Source organism: Methylosinus sp. C49 (assembly GCF_009936375.1).
Taxonomy (GTDB): Bacteria; Pseudomonadota; Alphaproteobacteria; order Rhizobiales; family Beijerinckiaceae; genus Methylosinus.
Genome location: NZ_AP022332.1, coordinates 1,682,106 through 1,701,091 on the forward strand (window position 1 = coordinate 1,682,106; position 18,986 = coordinate 1,701,091).

An 18,986-nucleotide genomic window follows, 5' to 3' on the forward strand; every position below is an offset into this window, starting at 1 on the left:
GCGACGCCACGCCGCCGGCACGACTTCTCCTTCGTGCGGAGGCATGTGGGAACACATGCGAAAGTCGGCCGAATTTCCGAGGCTCGCGCGGGGATAGACTACCCGAAAGGGGAAAACAACCCTGAGCCCGCAGGCGGCGAACAGAAAAGGCAGCCGTGGTCCGGGATGCTGTCCGGCTTCGATGCGCTCTTCTCACCAAAGCGACGGCCGAACGGAGCCGCCGCGTCCCGGACCTCCCATCCTCCCGCGCCGAATTTCGGCGGCGGGCGCGAAGCCGCGCGCTTTCGTCGCTCGCGGCGCGCAGTATCCAAAAAGCTTCGCCCTCCACCCTCCCCTTCAGGGGGAGGGTCGGACCGCGGAGCGGTCCGGGGTGGGGTCGATGCCCGCGACTCGGGGATCACCCCCTCCCGCTCGCCTTCGGCGATCGACCTCCCCCCCTCGAGGGGGAGGTGGGCGCGCGCCCGGCGCGAGAGAGGCCGCTACCCCTCGCGCGCCTTTCCCCCTAACCTCCCGCCATGACGGAAGAGACGATTCGCATTCTCGGCATAGACCCGGGCCTTCGCAACACGGGCTGGGGGGTCGTCGAGGCGTCGCGCGGCTCGCGGCTCTCCTTTGTCGCTTGCGGCTCGCTGCATTCGGACGGCGACGCCTCCATGGGCGAGCGGCTGGCGCAATTGCAGCGCGGCCTCGCGCGCATCATCGCGGATTATGCGCCGCATGAGGCGGCGATCGAGGAGACTTTCGTCAATCGCGATCCGCAATCGGCGCTGAAGCTCGGACAGGCGCGCGGCGTCGCACTGGCGGCGCCGGCGCTCGCAGGGCTCGAGGTGGAGGAATATGCCGCCAATGTCGTCAAAAAGACCGTGGTCGGCAATGGCCACGCCGATAAGGACCAGATCGGCATGATGGTGCGCGTGCTGCTGCCGCTGAGCCGGGCCGAGAGTCCCGACGCCGCCGACGCCCTGGCCGTCGCCATCTGCCACGCCCATCATCGCGCCGGCCGCATCGCCGCGCGCAAGCTGGTGGCGGGGGCGAGATGAGCGGCTTTCGTTCGAGGAGCGAGCCTGAAGGCGCGCGGTCCGGCGACAATCGCCCTCGCCCTCATGCTGAGGAGGTCGCAAAGCGACCGTCTCGAAGCGCGAGGGCGAGATCCAGAAGGCCGCGCGTGACGCTTCCCTCGTCCTTCGAGACGCCCGCTGCGCGGGCTCCTCAGGATGAGGGAAGCTTCATCCCATCATCCGGTGGGCGCATCGGATCGGCCTTCATCGCGGGGGCGAGATGATCGGCAAGCTCAAGGGAATCGTCGATTCCTATGGCGAGGATTTCGTCATCATCGACGTGCATGGCGTCGGCTATGTGGTGAGCTGCTCGGCGCGCACGCTGCAGAAGCTCGCGCCCGTGGGCGAGGCGGCGGCGCTCTCCATAGAGACGCAGGTGCGCGAGGACGCCATACGTCTGTTCGGCTTTTCGTCGGAGGCCGAGCGCGATTGGTTCCGCCTGCTGCAGAGCGTGCAGGGGGTGGGCTCGAAAGTGGCGCTCGCCATTTTGTCCATTCTCTCGCCGGGCGAGCTGGCCTCGGCCATTGCGGGGCAGGATAAGGCGATGGTGGCGCGCGCCTCCGGCGTCGGCCCCAAGCTGGCGGCGCGCATCGTCGCCGAGCTGAAGGACAAGGCCCCGGCCTTCGCCGGAATCGATCCGGTGGTGGCGCGGCTTTCCGGCGAGGAGCCGGCGGCGGCGCCCCAGGCGGCGCAGGACGCCATTTCGGCGCTGGTCAATCTCGGCTATGGGCGCCCGCAGGCGGCGGCGGCCGTCGCCAAGAGCCTCGAGGCGATGGGCGAGGGGGCCGACACCGGCGCGCTCATCCGCCGTGGGCTGAAGGAGCTGGCGAGCTGACGGCCGCGCCGCTCACCGCTGCGCCGGCGCGATCTGATTGCGCGGATCGTCCTTGGGATTGACGTAATCTATGCTCCAAGGCCCCATGGCGTCGATCTGGAGCACCGTCTCCGCGTCGAAGAAAGCGTAATGCGCCACGCCCGCCGGCATGACGGAGAAGGCGCCCGCCGGCAGCTCCTCGACGCTCGCCCGATCCGCCGCCTGACCGAGGCCGAGCCGCATCCGCCCGGAAACGATCGAGACGACCTCCGCCTTGGGATGCGTATGCGGCGGAACGCGGTAGCCCGCCGGCGCCTTCAGCCGCATCACGAATATGCCCTCCTTGGCGGGGTCGCCATAGAGGACGGCGGCCTCCACCCCGGCCGGCAGCGACGGCGGCCCGGCCGTGAAGGGAATGTCGCCCGGCAAGAGGACCTTGTGCGTCCCCACATGATCGGCGCCCGAAGGCGCCGCCGAAAGGAGCGCGGCGACCCCGGCCGCCGCAATGACTGCAAAGGCTCGTCTCATCTCCGCCTCCTCTCCAGGTCAGAAACCTCAGGACGTGCAGCGCCCGCGGCCGCTGATATAGGGCGCGGCTCCGACTGGCCGAGTGGGATGATTGAAATTGCGGCGCTTTTTTGTTTCGGCGCGAGAAACGTCGAGCAGTAACACTCGAGCAACCTCCTTGCGCCATATTTCCGCTCGTCTCGCGAAAAAGCGATTGTGTTCGCATGTGTCGTAAGTAACTTGTGCCGGAGAGTAGTGTCATGAAGTCGCGAGATGCCTTGGTTCGGCTGAAACGTTTTCACGCCGAAGAGTGCCGGCGCCGCGTGGCGCAGCTGCAGACGATGATCGCCGAATTCACCCGCATGACGGGCGATCTCGATCGCGAGATCGCTCATGAGGAGCAGCGGGCCAATATCACCGACCCCAATCACTTCGCCTATCCGACCTATGCTCAGGCCGCGCGCACCCGCCGCGACAATCTCCTGCGCTCTGTCGCCGATCTCAAGGACCAGCTGGTCGAGGCGGAGACGCATATGAAGGACGCGGCCGAGGAGTTGGGCAAGGCGCAGGGCCAGGAAGCCCGCGACCGTGGCGGCGATCGCGTCATCGATCTCGTCGCCGAGCGGCGCGTCTGAGGTCTTTCTGGCTCAGGCCAGAAAATAGAAGAGGCGCGAGCCGAAAAGCCGCAGCCAGACGCCGACGCTGGGACGCCTCGTCGCGCCCGGCGCAGCGCCGTAGGCGAGCTGCTCCGCGATCTCGGCGACCGGATAGCGGAAGAACCGCAGCGCAAAACAATTGTGGCGCGCGCCCGCCTCGACAAAGGCCAGCTCGAAGCGCGCGAGATCGCCGATCCATTGGGGCTCGGCGCGCGCGAGGCGCGCTGCGAGCGCGGCCGCATCGGCGCGATGGCGCCCCGGCCGCGGCGGGCCGGAGATGGCGGCGAAAAGCTCGCGATCGAAACGCGCGCCCAGCGCTGTATGGGTCAGCGGCAGCGTCTTGCGCGCGTCGAGCGTCCGCTTTCCCTTCAGACAATCGGCGAAACGCGCGACGGCGGCGGGATCGATGTGGGCGAAGCTCTCGGCCTCCGCCTCGCCGAGCCCGAATTGCCGCGCGCGCTCGAGCGGCGCGCGGAAGAAGGCCTCGCGGAACGTCTCGTCCGTATAGAGAAGCGCCAGCAGCGCCTGCGTCTCCTTCAGCGGCATAGGCGGCCGATCGCGCGCGCATGCGCGACCTCCTCGACCAGGTCGCCGAAGGGCGGCAGATTTTCGTCCCGCTCCAGCACCATCGCCCGCGCATTCGGCGCGCGGGGCAGGATTTTCTCGAGCAGGCTCCAGATTTCCGGCGGCGCCGGGGCGTCATGGCTGTCCATCAGCAGGCCGCGCAGCCGCCGACCGCCGGCGATGTGGAATTGGACCACGCGCTCGAAGGGCCAGCGGTCGAGCTCGGCCTCCAGATCGACGCCCTGATTGACGGCGTTGGTGTAGAGATTGGTGACGTCGCAGAGCCAGCCGCAGCCGGTCAGCTCCAGCACGCGGGTGAGGAAACCCGCCTCGTCCATCTCACAGCCGGGGACGAGCGCGATGACGGTCGGATTTTCGAGGATCAGCGGAGTGGGTATCGCCCGGCGCACGGTCTCGACATTGCGCGCCACCGCCTCCGCCGCCTCCTGCGTGTAGGGCAGGGCGGCGAGATGGCCGATGGAGATTCCGCCCGCCCTGGTGAAGGCGAGATGCTCGCTCCACCAGGGCGGGTCGAGCCGGGCGACGAGGCGCGCCAGCTTTCGCAGATAGGAGGGATCGACGCCCTCCGCGGAGCCGAGCGAGAGATCGAGCCCATGCGGCACGATCGGGAAATGATCGGCGAGGAGATCGAGCTCGGCGCGCTTTTCCCGCGAGGCGTCGAGATAATGGTCGGCGATGACCTCGACGATCTCGATCTTTTCGCGATTGGCGAAGAGATCGGCGCAGAACTGCGGCCGATAGCCGAGGCCGGCGCGCAGCTCTGCGGGCGTCGCCATGCGGTTCAGTCGCCGCCGCCGCAGCCGCCGCAACCACCGCCGCCGTCTCCGCCGCCGCTGCAGGACGAGCCGCAGGAGCCGGAGGAATCGCTCGCCGACTTCCTGAATAGGCTCATGAATTCCGGCTCTAGGGCGCCCTTCAGCGCCTCATAGCCGAAGACCGAGACGAGGAAGAGCGAGCCGGCGTCGAAAGCCGCAGCCCCGGTGGGGCGCGATTTCGCCTGGCCGAGCTTTTCGGAGAGGCTGCGCCCATAGGCGCGCTTGATCGCCGCGAGATAGGCTGTCCCGCGCGCGCTGGCGATGCGCTTGCGGGCCTTGGAGGTCAGCATCCAGAGGAAGATTTCGGCGGCCGCCGCCATGCCGATGAGGAAGATCACATTGTGATGGCCGGCGAGGAGCGTTGCCGCCAGCTTGCTGGCCGCAAGGCCGAGGAGGACGATCGAGCCGAGGATAAAGGCCGTGCCGGCGGTCTGGCCGACGCCGGGCGGCGCGAGCAGGTCATTCTCGACGAGGCGCCGCCGCTCTGGCGCGCAGAGTCGTTCTATATCGGCCGCCAGCGCTGGATCGGCGAAGAGCTCGCCTGGCGTCGGCCGCGCCGAAAGCGCCATCAGCACGCGCGCCGAACGCGCGTCCAGCACGCGGCCGGACTGGGCGCCGGCGGCCCGCTCCAGCCGCCCGTCGGTTATGCCCACATAGCCTTGCTGGCGCAGATCGAACAAAAGCGTGCGGATGACATTATTGACGCCGCCCGAGAGATAGGCGAGCGCGATGGCGTCGGGCTCGCTCGGCACTTTCAGCCGGGCCATGTCGCGCGTCGGATCTGCCGCGCGGATGAAGAGAAAGGACAGGCCGAGCGTCAGCGCCGCCACGCCGGCGTAGAGGCCTAAAAACTCCGGCCCCGGAAGGCCGAGGATCGAAATGCCGGCCATAGGCGCCCCCGCGCTGGCTGAAAAGAAATTGTGGAGCGCAGATTAGCAGCCCCCGCGCTGCGGACAAGCCGACGCCGGAACGACGCCGGCATTCAGGCTTGCGGTCGCGGCGTGGCCATGCCAGTGAGAACGCGCGCTCCGCACCGGGAGCGCCGAACCCGCAGCGCCCCATGAAAAAAATTTTGGAATTTGTCTGGCCTCTCGTCGGGCTGGTGGCTGTCATCGCCTCTTTCTATCTTCTCTATGGCGAATTTCGCGGGGAGTCGGTCGGCGAGGAGGTCTGGGCCGATCTTCGGGCCATTCCCGTCTCCCATTGGGTCGCAGCCGGCTTCTGCTCTCTGCTCGCCTATGCCGCGCTCGCCTGGTACGATCGGATCGCGCTGCTGCACCTCGGCGTGAAGCACATCTCCATGGTGTTCATCTCGCTGTGCTCATTCACCACTTATGCGCTCTCGCATAATATCGGCGCGTCGGTGTTCTCCGGCGCCGTGGTGCGCTACCGGGCCTATTCCACCAAGGGCCTGACGGCCGGTCAGGTGGCGGTGCTGGTGGTGCTGTGCTCCTACACTTTCGGCCTGGGCACAGTGCTGCTCACCGGCATTTTGCTGACCTATCAGCCGAGCCTGCTCGGCCGCCTCTCCGGCATGCTGCCGGAAATGCTCACCAATGAGCATACGGCGCTGATCATCGGCCTCTCCTGCCTCGGCGCCGTGGCGCTCTATGTCATCGGCTCGCTGATGCACTTCAAGCCGATCGATCTGGGCAAGATCCATGTGATGTATCCGCGGCCCGAGGTGATGATCCGGCAGATGTTCGCCGCCCCTCTGGAACTGATCGGCGCCGCCGGCATTATTTATTTCGCTCTGCCGGAGGGCAGCGGCACGCCCTATATCGTCGTGCTCGGCACTTTCCTCCTGTCCTTCTCGGCCGCGCTGGTCTCCCATGCGCCCGGCGGGCTCGGCGTGTTCGAGCTCATCTTCATCAAGGCGATGCCGGATGTGCCGCGGCTCAAGGTGCTGACCGCTCTGCTGGTGTTCCGCCTGCTCTATCTCATCGTGCCGCTGCTGTTCGCTCTGGTCGTCGTGCTGCTGTTCGAGCGCGGACGTCTCGCCGAAACCTTGCGCGGCCGCGCCGACAGCGAGAACTGACGGCCGAACTGGCGCGAAAAAGGACCTGAAACGACGAAGAGCCGGCCGCCTCGAAGGCGGGCCGGCTCTGCGTTTTGAAGGGAGGCGCCCGGGCGCCGAAATCACATGCGATATTGCTGAAGGCGGGTCGTCCGCAATCCGGCGAGACCGTGCTGGTCGATCGACATCTGCCAGCTCAGAAACTCGTCCACCGTCAGCGTGTAGCGGGTGCAAGCCTCCTCGAGGGAGAGGAGCCCGCCGCGCACCGCCGCGACCACTTCGGCCTTGCGGCGTATAACCCAACGCTTGGTCGTGGGCGGCGGCAGATCCGCGACGGTCAATGGGCTGCCATCGGGGCCGATGACATATTTGACACGCGGACGATGCGTCTCGGTCATTTTGTTACTCGCATACTCTCACGATCACTCGACCGTCCTTCTATAGGCGAGGCGATTTAACATTTGCCTAAGCCAAACTCCTGTGTTTGCGGCCAATTGAGAAATCGCCGTTTACCATAGCTCACGGTCGGCGGCAGGGACGGCGTCGCTCCAGACGATCGCGCGGCGAGCGATCGGAAATCCCGAGCGATAGCGCGTCTATAGCTCGGGATTTCCCGCCTGGAGCGACGGCGACGCTGCGCGGGGCCGAAGCTACTCGCCGGCGACCCGCTCCACCTTCACACGGGCGACGCCCGCCGAACGGAAGCCGAGGCTGTCCGCCGCATGAGCGGAGACGTCGATCACCCGTCCATGCACGAAGGGACCGCGATCATTGATCGTGACGACCACCGAACGGCCATTGCCGAGATTGGTCACGCGCGCGCGCGAGCCGAAAGGAAGGCTGCGATGGGCCGCCGTCAGCGCCCCCACATGGCCCCCGCTCGCCGTCCGGCCATGATAGCCGTAGTAGGAGGCCTTTCCCACCCAGGATTGGCCCGCCGCCGCCGCTGTCGAACCTGCAAAAATCGCCGCTCCGATGATCCATTGTTTCAATGCGCTATCCCCCTTGCCGTTTCTCTCCCGAAAGTCGACCGAGCGTGGCCGAGACTGTCGAGTAGACCCGCGGTAAGGGTGAGTTGTGATCAAATAGTGGCGAGAGCGCCAGCACCGGATTTTGCCTAGTTCCGCGCCAGAGCGCCAAGTATGCCGCATCAATATTTCGATGTAATCTATACTAAAGCCTCAAATAAACGTTTATGTATTTTGAAATATATTTGTCACATAATTACTTTTCTGTGACCGAAATGACACAGGCTGCGAGAATCTGTCGCCTGGCTGTCAAGCCTCCTCATGAACGGATCGATCCAGGGCGAAGCGGCCGGGGCCGGCCAGCACGAAAAGCGCGAAGACGACGGCATAGACGAGCGCCAGCTCGCCGCCATTGTGGATGGGCAGAGCGCCGCGGGCGGCGTGGCCGACGACATAGGCGACAATCATTTCCGCCGCGAGCACGATGGCCGTCGGCCGGGTGAAGAGGCCGACAAGCATCAGCAGGCCGCCGAGTATCTCGATCGCCCCGGCGAGGCCGAGCAGGGAGACGAGCTTCAGCCCGTCGAACATGGCCACGTGCGGAAAGCCGAAGAGCTTGGCCGTCCCGTGCTGAAGGAACAGCAGCGCGGCGAGAATGCGCAAAAGGCCCAGCAGCGCCTGCGCGCGGCCCGGCGAAACCAGAGAAGCCATGGGCGTTTCCTCAGTTGTCGAGGATCGCGCCTCAGAGGATCGAGGCGACCTCCTCGAAGGCGAAACGCGGACCCCGCGGATAGAGTTTCGCCGGATCGCCATAGCCGATGTTGATGAGGAAATTGGACTTCACCGTCCCGCCGGGGAAGAATTCGGCGTCCACCTTCGCATTGTCGAAGCCGCTCATCGGCCCGGCGTCGAGCCCGACGGCGCGCAGCGCCAGCAGGAAATAGGCGCCCTGCAGCGTGCCATTGCGAAAGGCGGTCGTCTCGACGAGCGGGGCGTTGCCGACGAACCAGGCGCGCGCGTCGGTCGCGGGATAGAGGCGCGGCAGATGCTCGTAGAATTGCGTGTCATGGGCGACGATCGCCGTCGCCGGCGCGGCGAGCGTCTTGTCGAGATTGCCGGGGGACAGCGCCGGCGCCAGCCGCGCCTTGGCCTCCGCCGAGCGGATGAAGAGGAAGCGCGCCGGCAGGCAATTGGCGCTGGTCGGCCCCCATAGCGCGAGCCGCACCGCCTGTTGGAGCAAGGCGTCGGGGACCTCGCGATCGGCCCAGCCATTGTGGGTGCGCGCTTCGGTAAAAAGCTGCGCGAGCGCCTCGGCGCTCAGAGTTTCCTGCGAAATGTCGTTTTGCGCCATATCATCGCTCCTCGGCTCGCTCGCATCGCGGCTCGCGGGAGAACGCGCGCGCCACTCAGATGTCCCGGCCCTCGACTTCCAATCGCAGCCGCTCCTCCGCCTTGCGCCATTCCTCGCGGCGCGGATCGAGCGCGCGGGCGCGGCGATAGGCCTCGAGCGCGCGCGCCGCGGCGCCGGCCCGCTCGCGCAGCGCGCCCAATGCGCCGAGCGCGTCGAAACGGCGCGGCTCCAGCCGCAGGGCGGACTCGAGATCGCGCTCCGCCCCGTCGAGATCGCCGAGCGCGATGCGGACATTGGCGCGGCCGACCAGCGCCTCCGCCCATTCCGGCTCGAGGATGACGATGCGGTCGAAGAGATCGAGCGCCAGCGAATCCGCGCCTATGCCGACAGCGACGAGCGCGCGGCGCATCAAGAGATCGACGGTGGGGGAGGCGGAGCGCGCCCATAGCCGGCCGATCGCCTGGGCGAGGGCGCTCTCCTCCTCCTCGCTCTCGGCGAGGGAGAGGCGGCGGATGAGATCGTCGAGCGAGTCGCGCGCCGTCTGCGGCGCCCGCTCGGGCGCGAGCTCTGGCTCGACCGGGGCGGTGGGCCGACGCTGCGGCGAGAACACGCGTGCGCCCGGCGGCAGCGGGATCGGCACGCGGCCGATGCCGGGAATGTCGAGATATTGCTGCTCGGTGAGCGGACGCTCCGCCCCGGCGGCGAGCGCCCCGGGAGCGGCGAACAACGCGGCCGCGAGCAAGGCGGCGAGACTGCGGGACGAGGGCGCGAGGCGCATGAACGCGACTGTAGCAAAGGCGCGGGGCTCGAGACAAGAACGCCTCGAGACAAGAGCCCTGCACAACGCAAAAGGGCCGCCGCTGAGCGGCGACCCTCTCGTTCCAAGGTTCAGATCAAAGGCTCAGAGCGCCTTGAGCTGGTCCGCCGAGGACTTGCCGGTGCGGCGATCCTGCGCGATCTCGAAGCTCACCTTCTGGCCCTCGCGCAGATCGCGCAGGCCGGCGCGCTCCACCGCGCTGATGTGGACGAACACGTCCTTGTCGTCGCCATCCGGCTGGATGAAGCCATAGCCCTTCTGGGCATTGAACCACTTAACCGTTCCAGTCGCCATTTGTCTCTCCAGACATAGAGGAGAAGGCCCGCCTGCGCGGGGCCGGGTCGATCGATGTAGGGAGAGGTCGTCAGCGGCTCCGTCTCCGAAGCGCGCCCAAGTCGCCGGCCGAAAATCGATGCTCGGGAACATAGAGGGCCGAACCGCCCCGGGCAATGGCGGATCACGCTATAGGCCATAAGTAATTCCCGAAAAAGAAAGGATTTCCTAACCTACACAATTGGAGGAGGCGCCTGGTTCACGCCACATTCATCGAGACGGCGCGATCTTAGCGTTGGATTTACGATCATCGCGTCGAATTGTCGCTGAATGATCGTGACCTGCGACGGCGGGGGGAGGCCCCCGCGCGCAGCCAGAAGCGGAGAGCAAAAGTGATCGACCTCGTTCGGCAAGCGATCGACGAGAATGGACGCCTGCCCGCGCCCGCCTGCGACATAGCGGCCGACGCCGACCTCTATGAGCTCGGCCTCACCTCATTCGCGGCGGTCAGAATCATGCTCGCGCTCGAGGACGCCTATGGCGTCCAATTCCCGGAGCATATGCTTCGCCGTCGCAATTTCGCCTCCATCGCCGCCATCGTCTCCTGCCTGCATGCGCTGGAGCGCAAGGCGGCCTGAGCCGGCGTTTATAGGCGCGCGCCCGAAGGGCAATAGCGCGCCTTGCGATCGGCTGCGGCCGAGAGCGCCGCTGGAAAGGCGTTCTGCTGCGGCGCGAAAGCCAGCAGCGCCGGCGTCACTGGCCGCGTCGAGGCCGCCCAGCTCTGGAAGGCGGCGGAACGTCCCTCGCGCGTCGCGCGCGCGGCCAGCTTCTCCGTCCCCGGCTCGGGCGTCAGCCCCTCGAGCCCGCATTGGGCGAAGAGCGGAATGCGATAGGCCGGCGGCGGCGCGGCGCAGGCGCGCTCCATCAGCGCCACAATGGTGAAGACGACCAGCGCCGAAAAGGCGACGAAAAGCGCGCCGATCTGACGCGCGCCCAAATCTGCTCGTGACATTTTGGACCCCCTTGGCCGCAAAACCGGCCGAAAGGGTCAAATGGAGCGCCGTCCTCGTCCCTCCAGCGCGAGCGTGGGACATGATTAGCAGGGAGTGACCGGCGGCTCAGGCCGGCTGCTCGTCCAGCGCCTTCTCCTTGCGGTCCGCCCCGCCGAGGCGGCGATAGACGAAAGGCGGCGCCGGCAGAAGCGACTCGTTCTGCCCGAGCGCGGCGAATTCCTCGTGATGGGCCGAGCGATGGCAGGCGGGGTCGGTCGCCGCCGCGTCGCCGGTGACGGCCAGCGCCTGGCAGCGGCAGCCGCCATAATCGACCCCGCGCTTGTCGCAGCTGCGGCAGGGCTCCTGCATCCAATCCTCGCCGCGAAAGGCCTCGAAGGCCGCTCCATTGCGCCAAATGTCGCCGAGAGGGCGCTGGCGCACATTATCGAAGGAGAGGCCCGGCAGCGTCTGCGCGGCGTGGCAGGGCAGCGCCTTGCCGGAGGGCGTCACCACCATGATGCTGCGGCCCCAGCCGCCCGTGCAGGCCTTGGGGCGCGAGGCGTAATGATCGTGGATCACGAAATCGAAATTGAGCACGCCCTGCAGGCGCTTCTTCGCCTCTTCCACAATGCCGACAGTGGCGAGGAATTTCTCGCGCGTCGGGATCAGCGCGGCGCGGTTCACCTCCGCCCAGGCGTAATATTGAATATGCGCCACCTCGAGCCGCTGCGCCCCGACCTCTGCCGCGAAATCGATGATCTGCGGCAAATGGTCGATGTTCTGGCGATGGATCGGCGCATTGATGGTGAGCCCGAGGCCCAATTCCCGCGCCCAGCGCGCGACATCGCGCTTCTTGGCGACGCCGCCCTCATAGCCGGAAATATGGTCCGAGCTTTCGGGGACCACATCCTGCACCGAGACCTGCACATGATCGAGGCCGATCTCGGCGAGATGCGCCAGACGCTCGCGCGTCAGCAGCACGGCGGAGGTCACGAGATTTGTGTAGAGGCCGGCGTCGACGGCGTGGGCGAGAATCTCCTCGAGATCGCGGCGAATGGTCGGCTCGCCGCCCGAGAGATGCAATTGCAGCGCGCCGATGGAGGCGGCCTGCCGAAACACGTCGCCCCATTCGCCGGAGGTCAGCTCCGTATTGGCGCGCTCGAGATCGAGCGGATTGGAGCAATAGGGGCATTGCAGCGGACAGCGATGCGTCAGCTCGGCGAGCAGGCCCGCCGGGCCGCGCTCGAAGGGCGCATAGGATTTCGCCGTCTGCGACAGGGGAGGGGGCGAAAATGCGTCCGGTCCGTCGCGCAGCAGGCGCTTGTCGGCGAGGCCTTGCAGCAGCTTGACCACATCCGTCTGGATCACATCGACGGGCGCCGAATAAGTTTGCGCGAGACGCTGCGAGATTTCCGCGACGCTGGCGAGGCCGTCGACATGGCCGAGCACGGCGAGGCCGATCGGGTCCAGCTCATAGGCGCGTTCCGGCGCGAGGATCACCTTGCGCTTGCGCACGACATCCTCGTGCAGGCGCGAATAGCGCGTGAATGCCGGGCGAGAGTCGGCGGTTATCAGCCAGCGGGTGCGGACGTCGGTCATGGCGTTCCTTTTGCGCATCCTTTTAGCATATTCGCAGCGAACCTCACATCACCCCATCTGGAGCGTGACGGCGTAGAGCCGCAAGAAAAAAGGCTTCCGCCCGCTCGATCGCCTCGCGCTCGATCCGGCGTTCTGTCGGTCGCAGCGAGTTTCGAGCGGAGGCGAATTCCGCGTCGATAAACGCTGCGAGCACGGGGTCGACCGGGCCGGTTCCCATCTCGCTCGATCGCGACTTCTCCGCGAGCAGAGTTTCCACAATGGCAGCGACGTCGGCCGGCGGATCGCATTGCGCCATCAACTCTTGGAATTGCATCGGCGCTATCCGTTCATTCGGGTAAAGGCGCAACCAGCGGAGCGCGGCCGCCGGGCGCAGAGCGTAAAACAGCTTCTTGCGGCGCACATTCTTGTCGTCGCTGAAATAGGCGCGACGATGGCGTTCGCCGAGGTGCAGGTAATGATAGGCGATGCGCTCTCGATCGACGGTCTCGCGCGCGAGCGCCAGAAATGCATCGGCGAATTCCTGATCACGGCGGTAGCCGATCGGCGAGGTGAGCCATTCGATGACGACGGCGTTGCCCTTGAGCAGAAGCTGTAGGGCCTTTCCGAGATCCCATCCGTTCACGTCGAAGATTTCGTCGAGCGGCGTTTCGATCACATCGCGCTTGCGCCAAGGCGATAGATAGTCCGCCGAGCGACGAATATAGATGAAACGGCAATCATAATCGCTGTCGGGAGAGGGAAATCCCCAAGCCCGACTGCCGCTCTCCACCGCCAAGGGAACAGCAACCCGCTCGACGATGCGCAGATCGTCGAGTCGCTGCTGAATTTTTTCGACGATCGCCGGGTCCAACTCGATCCTTCGTCATGTCTGCGGAGTGAACGCGCCCGGCGGGATGAGGCCGGTCACATAGGCCTGGTGCAGCGCGTCGAGCTGCGCCCAGAGCACGTCGCATTTGAAGCGTACCGCGCCGACGCAGGCTTCCTGCTCCGCCCGCGTATAGGCGTGCTGGAGAATATACGACAATGCGAAATCGCTGTCGCGCGGCGCCTGGGCGAGGCGGCGCTTGAAATAGGCCATCACGGAATCGTCGACGAAATCGTAATTCTCGAGCATTCCGGCGATGCGCTCGCGATGGATCGCCGGCGCGAACAACTCCGTCAGCGAGGACGCCACCGCGATGACGAGCGGCTGCTCGACGACGAAGCGCACATAGGCTTCCACGGCGAATTTCGTCGCCGGCAGCGCGCCCTTGCGCGAGGTGACGTAGTCGCGCGAGAGGCCGAGCCCGTCGGTGAGCACGAGCCAGCGCTCTATGCCGCCGCCTTCCTCGCCCAATCCGTCATGATCGTGGATGCGATGAATCCATTCGCGCCGTAATTCGCGGTCGTGGACACGGCTCATGAAGGCGGCGTCCTTGCGCGGCACCGCCTCCTGATAGCAATAGCGATTGAGCGCCCAGGCCTGCACTTGGCCTTTGCTCAGCTTTCCGCCATGCAGCATCTTATGGAAGGGATGCTTGTCGTGATAGCGCTCCTCGCCGACAGCGCGGATCGCCGCTTCGAACGCCTCCTTCGACAAGGGAGGAGCGTCGTGCCACTCGGCCGTCGAGAAGTCGTTCATAGCGTCACCTCCATGCCGTCCGCGCCGATCTCCCATCCGGCCGCATTCACGATCGCGCGTTCCTTGGAGGAGGCGTCGAGCGTCGGATTGGAGTTGTTGATGTGCACATAGATTTTGCGCGCGACGGACAGATCCGCGAAGGCTTTCATCGAGCCGTCATCGCCGCTCATATTGACATGGCCCATGCGTGAGCCGGTCTTGCCGAGCAAGCCTTGCTCGATCATCTCATTCTCATGGAACAAAGTTCCGTCGAAGAAGACGAGGCTGGCGCCGCGCAGGCGCTCCTTCAGCGGCTCGTCGATGTTCGCGCAGCCGGGAATATAGAAGCAGCTCTTGCCCGTCGCCGTCTCGATGATCTCGACGCCGAGCGTGTCGCCCACTTGCGTGCCGAAACCCGCGACGCTCTTGTCCTCGAGCCAGAGCGCAATCTTGCCATGCACCGGAAACGCCTTCACCGCGAGGCCGAGATCGACGCCGGCGCCATGCAGCGGGATCGCCTCGTCGAAGGGAAATTCGACGCGCGTCACCAGCTCGGGGACCAGAATATCGAAGATGCGATTGCCGGCGAGCACATTCAAAATGCGCCCCGAGGAATAGATGGAGAAGGCCTGCGCCTCGCGCAAATTCAAGAGTCCGGCGACATGGTCGACGTCGCCATTGGTCAGCACGACGGATTTGATCGGGCTCGCGCGCAATCCATCCTGCGGGCCGGGCGAGAGCTGCGGCGCATGCGCGATCTGCTGGCGCAAATCCGGCGAGGCGTTGAGCAGCACGAAATCGACGCCATTGGCGCTGACCGCGAGCGAGGATTGCGTGCGCGCCGAAAAGCCCGGCTTGCCCTCGCGCACGGCGCGGCAATTGGCGCAATTGCAGTTCCATTGCGGGAAGCCGCCGCCGGCGCCCGATCCGAGTATTTTGATGAACATGACGCGATCCGCGACGGCGCCGTTTTTTGTAAGGCGCAGTCTCTCCTCTCGAGCCGACGTTCTAGAGCGAAACCGCCTCTCCTCGAAGCGCTGTTTCGCTCCCCTCCCGATTTTGCCGCTTTTTCCCATGGCGTTCGGCCATGGACGGCTTGTTTTCACGGGCACTATGTCGGCGCGCGCGGCGGCGCGCAAGCGCCACTTTGTCGCGCCGCTCGAGCCGCCGCGTCAGGCCGGCCGCGCCTTCTCCGCCGCTCTCTCCGCCTCCTGCCGCTCCAGCTCCTTGTAGCGCTTCACGCCGAAGGGGATGGCGGCGAGATAGGCGAGGCTCGCCAGCACCAGGGTCTCCATCGGATAGATGGCGAGCAGCAGCGCGGTCACGCCGACGCAGAACAGCACGAGAATGACATATTCGCGCGGGATGCGGCCGATGCGCTTGCCGGAGAGATGCGGAATGCGGCTCGCCATCAGAAAGGCGATGGCCAGCACATAGATGATGAAGAGCGGAACCAGCGCCTTGGAGCCGGGCAGATCGACCACCGAGAGGTTGAGATAGAGCGGCAGCAGCACGGTCACGGCGCCGGCGGGCGCCGGCATGCCGACGAAGAAATCCGAATGCCAGGCCGGGCGTCCCGGATCGTCCACGGTGACGTTGAAGCGGGCGAGGCGCAGCGCGCCGGCGATGGCGAAGACGAGCGCCGCGAACCAGCCGAGCCCTTTGATCTCGTGAAGCGACCAGAGATAGAGCAGAAGCGCCGGCGCGACGCCGAAATCGACGAAATCCGCGAGCGAGTCGAGCTCCGCGCCGAAGCGCGACGTGCCTTTGAGCGCGCGCGCGATGCGGCCGTCGAGCCCGTCCAGCACGGCGGCGGCGATGACGGCGGTCACGGCCGTGTCGAACTTGCCTTCCGTGGCGTAGCGGATCGCGGTGAGGCCCATGGAGAGCGCCAGAAGCGTGACCAGATTAGGCAGCACCACGCGGATCGGAATGTTGCGAAAGCGCAGCCGGCGCCGTTCCGAGGGCGACAATTGCGCGTCCCGGCCCTCGGGGCCGGCGTCGAAGGACGAAGGTTCGGTCATCGGAGAGGCCTTTGTCGCGGCGACGGCTCAGCCGGCCTTGAAGCTCAGAGGGGCGGCGGTGGAGATCACATCGGCGAGGATCGTCTCGCCCGCTATCGCGCGCGAGCCCACGGCGACGCGGGGCTTGGCGGCGGTCGGCATATAGACGTCGACGCGCGAGCCGAAACGGATGAGGCCGAAACGGTCGCCGACGCCGATCGGCTCGCCACCCTGCACGAAGCAGACGATGCGCCGCGCCACCAGGCCCGCGATCTGCACCACGCCATAGCGGCCAGACGGCGCGTCGATGACGATGCCGTTGCGCTCATTGTCCTCGCTCGCCTTGTCGAGATCGGCGTTGAGGAAGATGCCGGGCTTATAGGCGACCTTGCTGATGCGGCCGGTGATGGGGGCGCGGTTCACATGCACGTCGAAGACGCTCATGAAGATGGAGACGCGCTGCATCGGCTCCGCGCCGAGGCCGAGCTCGGCCGGCGGCAGGAAGAAGCCGATGGAGCAGACGACGCCATCCGCCGGCGACACGACGAGCCCCTCGCGCAAAGGCGTGAGGCGTTGCGGATCGCGGAAGAAATAGACGCACCAGGCGGTGGCGATGAAGCCCACCCAGCCGAGCGTCGAGGAAATCCAATGCAGCAGCAGGGCGGCGATGGCGAAGGCGGCGATGAAGATGTAGCCTTCGGGATGGATCGGGACGAGCGATTTGCGGACCGATTCGAGGATCGACATGGATGAGAGGCTCCGAATGCGGCCCGTCGCCGCAGGCGAGGCGAGTTCTGCCATTTTGCGGCGCGAAAGTCACGCGGGCGGGGCGCCTGCGCCCTTGCCCCTGCGGCGGATTCACGACAGATAGGCGCGGTCGAAGCCCAAAGAGGCCGACACCCCTCGGGGAGGAAACATGAAAGACAATATTCGCAACGGAACGGCCCTGGCCATAGCGGCCGTCTCTCTCGCGCTCGCCGGCGCAGTGACGACGGCCATGGCGGCGACGCCCGGCAAGGTGCAGTGCATCGGCGCCAACGCCTGCAAGGGCAAGAGCGACTGCCACAGCCCCAAGAACGCCTGCAAGGGCATGAACGCCTGCCAGGGCAAGGGCTGGGTGTTCGTCGAGTCCGAGGACGCCTGCAAGGCCGCCGGCGGCAAGACGCTGAACTGATCGAAGCGGGGAGGGCGGCCGCCCTCCCCCGCAACCTGCGCGTCGCCCAGTAGGCGAAGCCGCCGAGCCGGGCGGCCGCTCGAGGGGGCCTAAAAAGAGAGAGCCCGAAGGCCAGTGGTCAGGGGACGCGCGCTTGGACCGCGAGCCTTCAGGCTCGCTGCTCGCTCTGCTCTCGCTCCGGCGCGGCCGGCGTCAGCACCAGCTCGAGATTGTCGATCGCCGTCACCCGCGCCCGCGCGCCGGGGACAAGCCTGTCGGCGCGCGATTCCGCGGCGAGGCGGGCGCGCCATTCGACGCCGGACCAATAGACGACGCCGCTCGATTTCGTCACCTCATGCGTCGTCGTCAGCTCGCGGCCGATGAGGTCGCTGCTCGTGTCCTCCTGCACGTCCGCATTCTGGAAGCGCTGCAGCGGCTTGCGCCCGAGGAGCGCGATGGCGAGGCTCAGCGTCGCGGCGAGCGCGGCGGTCTCCAGCAGAGACGGCCGAAAGCCGGTGAGAAAGAGCAGGGCGCTCGTCGCCAGCGCGCCGATGGCGAAGAACATCAGCGGCGACAGGCCGATCACGGCGATATCGAGGCCGAGCAGCGCGAGGCCGACGACGAGGGCGAGCGTGGCGGGATCGTAAATCAGCTCCATCGCGAATGCCTTTTGCTGGTTTCCGCTTTCACTCGCTCTTCTGCCAAGGCTGCGCGCGGCTCTGGGTCTGCGGAGCGGCGCCGGCGTTCACCGACTTCAGCACCGCCATGGCCCTGGCGATCCAGCCAGCCGGATCGGCGCCCTCGCCCATCAGCACGAGAGACGTGCCGGTCTTGGCGAGGCGGCCATATTGCTCGATGGCGGATTTCGCCACTTCGAGCTGCACGGCCTGATCGCCGCCCTGTTCCGTGATCTGCTTGCGCACGAGCTCGATGGCGCGCGCCTGGCCCTCGGCGCGTAGAATGGCGGCCTGCTTCTCGCCCTCGGCGCGGTTGATCTCGGACTGCTTCACGCCCTCCGACTCCAGCACGGCGGCGCGCTTGTCGCGCTCGGCCTTCATCTGCCGCTCCATCGATTGGCGCAGCGACTCGGGCATCTTTATGTCCTTGATCTCGTAGCGCGTCACATGCGCGCCCCAGAGCTGCGCGGCGTCCGAGACCGCGCGCACGACGCGCTCGTTGATCTCGCTTCTGTTCTCGAACGTCTTGTCCAGCTCCATGGAGCCGATCGCCGAGCGCATGCTGGTCTGCGCCAGATTGATGATGGCGCGGCTGATGTCCTGCGCGCCATAGGCGGCGTCCTTGGCGTTGACGATTTTGTAATAGAGCACGCCGTCGATCGTCACCGTGGCATTGTCCTTGGTGATGGCGTCCTGCTCGGGCACGTCGATCACCTGCTCGCGCAGGTCGAATGTGTAGGCGGCGCGCTCGACGATCGGCCAGACGAAATTTATGCCGGCGCCCAGCGTGCGATTGTAGCGGCCGAGCCGCTCGATGACGAGCACGGTCTGCTGGCGCACGAAGCGCACCATTGTCGCGAGCGTGAGCGCGACGACATAGGCGAGCCAGAAAAGCGGGCTATGGAGGAGGCCGAGCGGCAGGCCGAGCCCGAGATTGCGATCGAAAACGAGCAGAGCGAGCGCGACGGCGCCGGCGAGCAGGAGGGGTAGGCCCATGGGGATTTTCCTTTGTATCATCTTCGAAATCGCGTGTGTGCGGAGGCTCGGATATCTAGTCGTCCGCTTCATCGGAACCGATGGGCTTCAAATGAGCGAGCTTCG

The 18,986-nt window shown here is 66.4% G+C and carries 25 protein-coding genes; 6 read left to right on the forward strand and 19 right to left on the reverse strand.

Translation table 11 applies throughout. From position 1 onward, the window contains the following. The first annotated feature begins 515 nt into the window (after positions 1-515). Together ruvC and ruvA are read left to right on the forward strand one after the other, a co-directional pair. Positions 516-1,040 carry a crossover junction endodeoxyribonuclease RuvC gene (ruvC, locus tag GYH34_RS08105; RefSeq protein WP_161913134.1) on the forward strand — a complete coding sequence of 175 codons (525 nt, stop codon included), beginning with the start codon at positions 516-518 and terminating at the stop codon, positions 1,038-1,040. Between the two features lie 238 nt (positions 1,041-1,278). Beyond that, on the forward strand, positions 1,279-1,893 hold the full coding sequence (gene ruvA, locus GYH34_RS08110) for a Holliday junction branch migration protein RuvA (RefSeq protein ID WP_161913135.1): 615 nt from the start codon (positions 1,279-1,281) through the stop codon (positions 1,891-1,893). Between the two features lie 12 nt (positions 1,894-1,905). Here the strand turns inward: ruvA and GYH34_RS08115 are convergent, their stop codons facing one another. Then, positions 1,906-2,400 (reverse strand): cupin domain-containing protein, encoded by a 495-nt coding sequence (locus GYH34_RS08115; protein WP_161913136.1) that lies wholly within the window; start codon positions 2,398-2,400, stop codon positions 1,906-1,908. A gap of 239 nt (positions 2,401-2,639) precedes the next feature. Between GYH34_RS08115 and GYH34_RS08120 the strand changes: the two genes are divergently transcribed. Continuing rightward, positions 2,640-3,014 (forward strand): flagellar export protein FliJ, encoded by a 375-nt coding sequence (locus tag GYH34_RS08120; RefSeq protein ID WP_024879142.1) that lies wholly within the window; start codon positions 2,640-2,642, stop codon positions 3,012-3,014. Positions 3,015-3,026: 12 nt separating this feature from the next. On the opposite strand, the gene GYH34_RS08125 is transcribed toward GYH34_RS08120, so the two are convergent. The 3 genes from GYH34_RS08125 to GYH34_RS08135 are packed head-to-tail and all read right to left on the reverse strand — an operon-like array spanning position 3,027 to position 5,325. Beyond that, a complete protein-coding gene (locus GYH34_RS08125) occupies positions 3,027-3,581 on the reverse strand; it encodes a hypothetical protein (protein ID WP_161913137.1) in 555 nt (184 codons plus the stop codon). Then, entirely contained in the window at positions 3,572-4,396 is an 825-nt protein-coding gene (locus GYH34_RS08130) for a DUF692 domain-containing protein (RefSeq protein ID WP_161913138.1), read from the reverse strand. The genes GYH34_RS08125 and GYH34_RS08130 overlap by 10 nt, the downstream gene beginning before the upstream one ends. A gap of 5 nt (positions 4,397-4,401) precedes the next feature. Further along, positions 4,402-5,325: a TIGR04222 domain-containing membrane protein gene (locus tag GYH34_RS08135; RefSeq protein ID WP_161913139.1), complete on the reverse strand. Its 924-nt coding sequence runs from the start codon at positions 5,323-5,325 to the stop codon at positions 4,402-4,404. Positions 5,326-5,495: 170 nt separating this feature from the next. Between GYH34_RS08135 and GYH34_RS08140 the strand changes: the two genes are divergently transcribed. Next, a complete protein-coding gene (locus GYH34_RS08140) occupies positions 5,496-6,473 on the forward strand; it encodes a UPF0104 family protein (protein WP_161913140.1) in 978 nt (325 codons plus the stop codon). Between the two features lie 101 nt (positions 6,474-6,574). On the opposite strand, the gene GYH34_RS08145 is transcribed toward GYH34_RS08140, so the two are convergent. The 6 genes from GYH34_RS08145 to GYH34_RS08170 all read right to left on the reverse strand — a co-directional run bounded on the left by GYH34_RS08145 (position 6,575) and on the right by GYH34_RS08170 (position 9,882). After that, entirely contained in the window at positions 6,575-6,850 is a 276-nt protein-coding gene (locus tag GYH34_RS08145; protein ID WP_018264629.1) for a DUF1153 domain-containing protein, read from the reverse strand. A 252-nt stretch (positions 6,851-7,102) separates the two neighbouring features. Next, the gene (locus GYH34_RS08150; protein WP_161913141.1) at positions 7,103-7,444 is read right to left on the reverse strand and encodes a septal ring lytic transglycosylase RlpA family protein; all 342 of its coding nucleotides are present in this window, start codon (positions 7,442-7,444) and stop codon (positions 7,103-7,105) included. A gap of 285 nt (positions 7,445-7,729) precedes the next feature. Further along, complete coding sequence (locus tag GYH34_RS08155) at positions 7,730-8,131, reverse strand: DoxX family protein (RefSeq protein WP_161913142.1); 402 nt, start codon at positions 8,129-8,131, stop codon at positions 7,730-7,732. A 31-nt stretch (positions 8,132-8,162) separates the two neighbouring features. Continuing rightward, positions 8,163-8,771 (reverse strand): malonic semialdehyde reductase, encoded by a 609-nt coding sequence (locus tag GYH34_RS08160; RefSeq protein ID WP_161913143.1) that lies wholly within the window; start codon positions 8,769-8,771, stop codon positions 8,163-8,165. Between the two features lie 55 nt (positions 8,772-8,826). Then, entirely contained in the window at positions 8,827-9,549 is a 723-nt protein-coding gene (locus GYH34_RS08165; RefSeq protein WP_161913144.1) for a hypothetical protein, read from the reverse strand. A gap of 123 nt (positions 9,550-9,672) precedes the next feature. Then, entirely contained in the window at positions 9,673-9,882 is a 210-nt protein-coding gene (locus tag GYH34_RS08170; protein ID WP_018264633.1) for a cold-shock protein, read from the reverse strand. 371 nt (positions 9,883-10,253) lie between these two features. On the opposite strand from GYH34_RS08170, the gene GYH34_RS08175 reads away from it, so the two are divergent. Beyond that, the gene (locus GYH34_RS08175) at positions 10,254-10,499 is read left to right on the forward strand and encodes an acyl carrier protein (protein WP_161913145.1); all 246 of its coding nucleotides are present in this window, start codon (positions 10,254-10,256) and stop codon (positions 10,497-10,499) included. A gap of 8 nt (positions 10,500-10,507) precedes the next feature. Here GYH34_RS08175 and GYH34_RS08180 read toward each other — a convergent pair whose 3' ends face one another. From GYH34_RS08180 to GYH34_RS08210, 7 genes are all read right to left on the reverse strand, one after another. After that, the gene (locus tag GYH34_RS08180) at positions 10,508-10,873 is read right to left on the reverse strand and encodes a hypothetical protein (RefSeq protein WP_161913146.1); all 366 of its coding nucleotides are present in this window, start codon (positions 10,871-10,873) and stop codon (positions 10,508-10,510) included. A gap of 106 nt (positions 10,874-10,979) precedes the next feature. Further along, positions 10,980-12,452, reverse strand: a complete 1,473-nt coding sequence (pqqE, locus tag GYH34_RS08185; RefSeq protein WP_161913147.1) for a pyrroloquinoline quinone biosynthesis protein PqqE — start codon at positions 12,450-12,452, stop codon at positions 10,980-10,982. A gap of 43 nt (positions 12,453-12,495) precedes the next feature. Then, complete coding sequence (locus GYH34_RS08190) at positions 12,496-13,302, reverse strand: nucleotidyltransferase domain-containing protein (RefSeq protein ID WP_161913148.1); 807 nt, start codon at positions 13,300-13,302, stop codon at positions 12,496-12,498. Between the two features lie 12 nt (positions 13,303-13,314). After that, complete coding sequence (gene pqqC, locus GYH34_RS08195) at positions 13,315-14,073, reverse strand: pyrroloquinoline-quinone synthase PqqC (protein ID WP_161913149.1); 759 nt, start codon at positions 14,071-14,073, stop codon at positions 13,315-13,317. After that, entirely contained in the window at positions 14,070-14,999 is a 930-nt protein-coding gene (pqqB, locus tag GYH34_RS08200) for a pyrroloquinoline quinone biosynthesis protein PqqB (RefSeq protein ID WP_161913150.1), read from the reverse strand. Before pqqB ends, pqqC begins: the two co-directional genes overlap by 4 nt. A 225-nt stretch (positions 15,000-15,224) precedes the next feature. Further along, a complete protein-coding gene (gene pssA, locus GYH34_RS08205; RefSeq protein ID WP_018264639.1) occupies positions 15,225-16,076 on the reverse strand; it encodes a CDP-diacylglycerol--serine O-phosphatidyltransferase in 852 nt (283 codons plus the stop codon). 27 nt (positions 16,077-16,103) lie between these two features. Then, positions 16,104-16,802: a phosphatidylserine decarboxylase gene (locus GYH34_RS08210; RefSeq protein WP_161913151.1), complete on the reverse strand. Its 699-nt coding sequence runs from the start codon at positions 16,800-16,802 to the stop codon at positions 16,104-16,106. Positions 16,803-16,971: 169 nt separating this feature from the next. Between GYH34_RS08210 and GYH34_RS08215 the strand changes: the two genes are divergently transcribed. Beyond that, entirely contained in the window at positions 16,972-17,229 is a 258-nt protein-coding gene (locus GYH34_RS08215; protein WP_161913152.1) for a hypothetical protein, read from the forward strand. 148 nt (positions 17,230-17,377) lie between these two features. Here the strand turns inward: GYH34_RS08215 and GYH34_RS08220 are convergent, their stop codons facing one another. Together GYH34_RS08220 and GYH34_RS08225 are read right to left on the reverse strand one after the other, a co-directional pair. Next, entirely contained in the window at positions 17,378-17,866 is a 489-nt protein-coding gene (locus tag GYH34_RS08220; protein WP_161913153.1) for an NfeD family protein, read from the reverse strand. A gap of 28 nt (positions 17,867-17,894) precedes the next feature. Next, a complete protein-coding gene (locus tag GYH34_RS08225) occupies positions 17,895-18,881 on the reverse strand; it encodes a stomatin-like protein (protein WP_161913154.1) in 987 nt (328 codons plus the stop codon). Between the last annotated feature and the right edge of the window lie 105 nt (positions 18,882-18,986).

Bases quoted from the DNA above. Each gene is read 5' to 3' on its own strand.
- pqqE (WP_161913147.1), bottom strand. From the start codon at position 12,452: ATGACCGACGTCCGCACCCGCTGGCTGATAACCGCCGACTCTCGCCCG.
- GYH34_RS08145 (WP_018264629.1), bottom strand. From the start codon at position 6,850: ATGACCGAGACGCATCGTCCGCGTGTCAAATATGTCATCGGCCCCGAT.
- ruvA (WP_161913135.1), top strand. From the start codon at position 1,279: ATGATCGGCAAGCTCAAGGGAATCGTCGATTCCTATGGCGAGGATTTC.
- GYH34_RS08215 (WP_161913152.1), top strand. From the start codon at position 16,972: ATGAAAGACAATATTCGCAACGGAACGGCCCTGGCCATAGCGGCCGTC.
- GYH34_RS08210 (WP_161913151.1), bottom strand. From the start codon at position 16,802: ATGTCGATCCTCGAATCGGTCCGCAAATCGCTCGTCCCGATCCATCCC.
- GYH34_RS08165 (WP_161913144.1), bottom strand. From the start codon at position 9,549: ATGCGCCTCGCGCCCTCGTCCCGCAGTCTCGCCGCCTTGCTCGCGGCC.
- GYH34_RS08135 (WP_161913139.1), bottom strand. From the start codon at position 5,325: ATGGCCGGCATTTCGATCCTCGGCCTTCCGGGGCCGGAGTTTTTAGGC.
- GYH34_RS08160 (WP_161913143.1), bottom strand. From the start codon at position 8,771: ATGGCGCAAAACGACATTTCGCAGGAAACTCTGAGCGCCGAGGCGCTC.
- GYH34_RS08115 (WP_161913136.1), bottom strand. From the start codon at position 2,400: ATGAGACGAGCCTTTGCAGTCATTGCGGCGGCCGGGGTCGCCGCGCTC.
- GYH34_RS08220 (WP_161913153.1), bottom strand. From the start codon at position 17,866: ATGGAGCTGATTTACGATCCCGCCACGCTCGCCCTCGTCGTCGGCCTC.
- ruvC (WP_161913134.1), top strand. From the start codon at position 516: ATGACGGAAGAGACGATTCGCATTCTCGGCATAGACCCGGGCCTTCGC.
- GYH34_RS08225 (WP_161913154.1), bottom strand. From the start codon at position 18,881: ATGGGCCTACCCCTCCTGCTCGCCGGCGCCGTCGCGCTCGCTCTGCTC.
- GYH34_RS08120 (WP_024879142.1), top strand. From the start codon at position 2,640: ATGAAGTCGCGAGATGCCTTGGTTCGGCTGAAACGTTTTCACGCCGAA.
- GYH34_RS08180 (WP_161913146.1), bottom strand. From the start codon at position 10,873: ATGTCACGAGCAGATTTGGGCGCGCGTCAGATCGGCGCGCTTTTCGTC.
- GYH34_RS08130 (WP_161913138.1), bottom strand. From the start codon at position 4,396: ATGGCGACGCCCGCAGAGCTGCGCGCCGGCCTCGGCTATCGGCCGCAG.
- GYH34_RS08125 (WP_161913137.1), bottom strand. From the start codon at position 3,581: ATGCCGCTGAAGGAGACGCAGGCGCTGCTGGCGCTTCTCTATACGGAC.
- pqqC (WP_161913149.1), bottom strand. From the start codon at position 14,073: ATGAACGACTTCTCGACGGCCGAGTGGCACGACGCTCCTCCCTTGTCG.
- GYH34_RS08140 (WP_161913140.1), top strand. From the start codon at position 5,496: ATGAAAAAAATTTTGGAATTTGTCTGGCCTCTCGTCGGGCTGGTGGCT.
- GYH34_RS08155 (WP_161913142.1), bottom strand. From the start codon at position 8,131: ATGGCTTCTCTGGTTTCGCCGGGCCGCGCGCAGGCGCTGCTGGGCCTT.
- pqqB (WP_161913150.1), bottom strand. From the start codon at position 14,999: ATGTTCATCAAAATACTCGGATCGGGCGCCGGCGGCGGCTTCCCGCAA.
- pssA (WP_018264639.1), bottom strand. From the start codon at position 16,076: ATGACCGAACCTTCGTCCTTCGACGCCGGCCCCGAGGGCCGGGACGCG.
- GYH34_RS08170 (WP_018264633.1), bottom strand. From the start codon at position 9,882: ATGGCGACTGGAACGGTTAAGTGGTTCAATGCCCAGAAGGGCTATGGC.